A 2,442-nucleotide genomic window follows, 5' to 3' on the forward strand; every position below is an offset into this window, starting at 1 on the left:
TCGACGGTGGCGGCGCTCGCGCGCTGGCTGCCCGACCCCGGCGAGCGCCTGCGCGTGCTGCGCGACACGCCGCGCACCCTGTTTCGTTTCGACCAATGAGGCCCTGCATGTCCGATCACACCGCACTTCGTCGCGCCGGGTTCCGGCGCAGCATCGCCGCCCGCCAGGGGCTGCTCGTCGCCGGCACGTTCAATGCGCTCAGCGCCAGGGTCGCGGCCGATCTCGGCTTCGGCGCGCTGTACCTGAGCGGCGCCGGCGTCACCAACATGTCGCTCGGGTTGCCCGATCTCGGCTTCGTCGGGCTCGGCGAACTCGCCGAGCACACCGCACGCGTGCGCGACGCGGTCGACCTGCCGCTGATGGTCGATGCCGATACGGGCTTCGGCAATGCGCTGAACGTGCTGCACGCCGTGCGTACGCTCGAGCGCAGCGGCGCCGACGCGATCCAGCTCGAGGATCAGGTGCTGCCGAAGAAGTGCGGCCATTTCGCGGGCAAGGAAGTGATTCCGGCCGGCGAGATGGTCGGCAAGCTGAAGGCGGCCGTCGACGCGCGCGTGGACCCGAACCTGCTGATCGTCGCGCGCACCGATGCGGCCGCCGTCCACGGCATCGACGACGCGATCGAGCGCGCGCATCGTTATGCGGAAGCGGGCGCCGACGTGCTGTTCATCGAGGCGATGGACACGCCGGAGGACGTCGAGCGTTTGCCGGCGCTGTTCGATACGCCGCAGCTCATCAACATCGTGATCGGCGGCAAGACGCCGACGCGTTCGCGCGACGACCTGGCGCGTCTCGGCTACGGCGTGGTGCTGTATGCGAACGCGGCGCTGCAGGGCGCGGTGCACGGGATGCAGGCCGCGCTGACGGTGCTGCGCGATACCGGCCGGCTCGATGAAGACCCCGCACTCGTCGCGCCGTTCGCCGAACGGCAGCGGCTCGTCGACAAGGCCCGCTTCGACGCGCTCGACGCCCGCTACGGGGCCGACCGCGCGTAATCGCGCCCGCGCACGGGCGGCAAGGACGACCGCCCGGCACACCTTCGCCAGGACAGGAGACAACCCATGGCAACCTCTTCTACCGGAGCGGCCGGCGCGCCGCCGCGCATCGGTTCGATCGTCGGCGGCCTGGCCGGCAACCTGATCGAGTGGTACGACTTTCTCGCGTACAGCATCTTCTCGATCTACTTCGCACCGGCGTTCTTTCCGGCCGACCGGCCAACCGTGCAGCTGATGAACACCGCCGCGATCGCGGCCGTCGGGTACATCGCGCGCCCGGCGGGGAGCTGGCTCGTCGGCCTGTACGCGGACCGGCGCGGACGCAAGGCCGCGCTGACGAAGTCGGTGCTCGCGATGTGCGCGGGATCGATGCTGATCGCCGTCACGCCCGGCTACGCGACGATCGGCGTGCTCGCGCCGGCGTTGCTGGTCACCGCGCGACTGCTGCAGGGGCTCAGCATGGGCGGCGAATACGGCACCAGCGCGACCTACCTGAGCGAGATCGCGCCGCCGGACCGGCGCGGTTTCTACGTCGGCTTCCTGCAGGTGAGCGTGGTCGCCGGCCAGCTCGTCGCGCTCGGCCTGATGCTCGCGATGCAGCGGATCTTTGCCGGCACGCACGACCTCGAACGCTGGGGCTGGCGGATTCCGTTCTTCGTCGGCGGCGTGCTCGCGCTGTTCGCGCTTTACATGCGCCGCAATGTGGTGGAGAGCGACGCGTTCATCGCCAGCCGGGCCCGCGCGGCGAAGACGCGCATGACGGCCGACCTCGCGGCCCACTGGCGCGAACTGCTGCTCGCGATCGGCATCACGGTCGGCGGCACCGTCGCGTTCTACACGTACACGGTCTACATGCAGAAGTACCTCGTCAACTCGGTCGGGCTCCACAAGGAAACGGCGACCTGGATCTGCACCGCGGCGCTGCTGCTGTACATGCCGCTGCAGCCGCTGTTCGGCCTCGTGTCGGACCGCGTCGGCCGCCGGCCGGTGCTGCTGTGGTTCGGGATCGGCGGCACGCTGCTGTCCGTGCCGATCTTCACGACGCTCGGGCACGTGCACGAGCCGCTTGCGGCGTTCGCGCTGGTATTCGCGGGGCTGGTCGTGCTGAGCGGCTTCACGTCGGTGCACATGCTGGTCAAGGCCGAGTTGTTCCCGCCGCAGATCCGCGCGCTGGCGGTCGGGCTGCCTTATGCGCTGACGACGGCGATCCTCGGCGGCACGACCGAATTCGTCGCGCTACGGCTGAAGGCGAGCGGCAACGAGACGATGTTCTTCTGGTACGTCGCCGCGTGCGCGGCGATCTCGCTGCTCGTGTACTGGCGAATGCCGGAGACGCATCCGGCAAGGCGCGAACGCGCGTCGCGGACGGCAGTCGCCGCGCCGGCGTCGCGCTGATCCCGCACCGGCGGGTTACCGCGTCTGCTGCGCCGTGAGCGGCGCGGCGGGC

At 70.3% G+C, this 2,442-nt stretch carries 2 protein-coding genes; both read left to right on the forward strand.

Translation table 11 applies throughout. The features are described 5' to 3' along the window. The first annotated feature begins 107 nt into the window (after positions 1–107). Entirely contained in the window at positions 108–995 is an 888-nt protein-coding gene (locus G3N99_RS38295; protein WP_206124977.1) for an oxaloacetate decarboxylase, read from the forward strand. A gap of 66 nt (positions 996–1,061) precedes the next feature. Next, complete coding sequence (locus G3N99_RS38300) at positions 1,062–2,390, forward strand: MFS transporter (RefSeq protein ID WP_206124978.1); 1,329 nt, start codon at positions 1,062–1,064, stop codon at positions 2,388–2,390. Positions 2,391–2,442: the final 52 nt, after the last annotated feature.

This window comes from Burkholderia sp. Ac-20392 (assembly GCF_017104585.1).
GTDB lineage: Bacteria > Pseudomonadota > Gammaproteobacteria > Burkholderiales > Burkholderiaceae > Burkholderia > Burkholderia lata.

Coding starts and splice junctions, on each gene's coding strand:
- G3N99_RS38295 (WP_206124977.1), top strand. CDS start 108: ATGTCCGATCACACCGCACTTCGTCGCGCCGGGTTCCGGCGCAGCATC.
- G3N99_RS38300 (WP_206124978.1), top strand. CDS start 1,062: ATGGCAACCTCTTCTACCGGAGCGGCCGGCGCGCCGCCGCGCATCGGT.